2 protein-coding genes are annotated in these 1,205 nt (G+C 78.4%); one reads left to right on the top strand and one right to left on the bottom strand.

Annotated elements, in window-relative coordinates; genetic code table 11:
• A partial coding sequence (locus ABEB16_RS20805; RefSeq protein ID WP_345714092.1) for an SDR family oxidoreductase occupies positions 1–627 on the bottom strand: 627 nt, incomplete at its 3' end.
• A 110-nt stretch (positions 628–737) separates the two neighbouring features.
• On the opposite strand from ABEB16_RS20805, the gene ABEB16_RS20800 reads away from it, so the two are divergent.
• On the top strand, positions 738–1,205 hold a 468-nt coding region (locus tag ABEB16_RS20800; RefSeq protein WP_345714091.1), incomplete at its 3' end, for a sigma factor.

Here is a 1,205-nt window from a genome sequence, read left to right as displayed (position 1 = left end):
GACCACCCGCAGCCGCGGCGAGCGGGTGGCCGCGACCCGGCGCGCGAGGTCCACGAGCTGCTCCGGGCGCGGCCCGGCCAGGTCCGGGGCCCTGCCCACGGGGTCCCCGGCGGCCAGGTCCGCCAGCGCGGCGGCCACCTCCCGCGCCGCCACCGGCTGGCCCGGGCCGGCGGGCACGAAGGCCAGCCGCCCGAGCCGGGTGCGTTCCAGCATCTGCCCCGGGAACTCGTGGAACTGCGTGGCGCGCAGCACGCTGGCCGGCACCGGGCCCGCCAGCGCCACCCGCTCCTGCGCCAGCTTGCCCGCGTAGTACCCCAGCGGCACCCGGTCGACGCCCACGATCGAGACGACCACGTGGTGCCCGACCCCGGCGCGCACCCCCGCGGCCAGCACGTTCTCCGTGACGCGCGTGAAGAACCCCACCGCCGCCGACGCCCGGGTGGTGTTCGTGCTCGACGCGTCGACGACCGCCGCCGCGCCCTCCAGCGCCGCGTCCAGCCCCATACCGGTCACCGCGTCCACACCGGTGGCGCGGCTGACCGCCACCGCCTCGTGCCCCCGCCCGGCCAGCTCCGCCACGACGTGCCGGCCCAGCACGCCCGCACCACCCAGCACCACGATGCGCATGAGCGTCTCCCTCCCGTCCGCGGCCCGGTCCTCGTGCCGGGCCCGCCGGGGGGAGGACGAGACGGGGGCCGGGTGTGTGACGTGCCGCCGGGACGCGGTTCGATGGGGCCGTGCGGACCTCGACGACGGACGAGACGACGGACGAGACGACGGACGAGACGACGGACGAGACGGTGGACGAGCTGGCGGGGGCCTTCGAGGCCGCCCGGCCCCGGCTGGAGCGCATCGCCCACGCCGTGCTGGGTGAGCGCGGCGAGGCGCAGGACGTGGTGCAGGACACCTGGCTGCGGCTGGCCGCGACGGCCCGCGAGCAGGACGTGGCCGACGTCGCGGCCTGGTGCACGGTCGCGGTGTCGCGCCGCGCCCTCGACGTGCTGCGCAGCGCCCGGCGCCGGCGCGAGACCTACGTCGGGCCGTGGCTGCCCGAACCCGTCCTGGCACCGCTGCCCGGTGGGCTCGCCGCACCCGCCCCGGCCGACCCGGCGGAGGAGGCGGTGCGCTCGGAGACCGTCGGCTACGCCCTCCTGGTGCTGCTGGAGCACCTCACCCCCGCCGAGCGCACCGCCTGGGTGCTGCAC

The organism is Kineococcus glutinatus, from assembly GCF_039542765.1.
GTDB lineage: Bacteria > Actinomycetota > Actinomycetes > Actinomycetales > Kineococcaceae > Kineococcus_A > Kineococcus_A glutinatus.
Note: the sequence above shows the minus strand (reverse complement) of the source record. Positions and strands in the feature narration are given on the sequence as shown.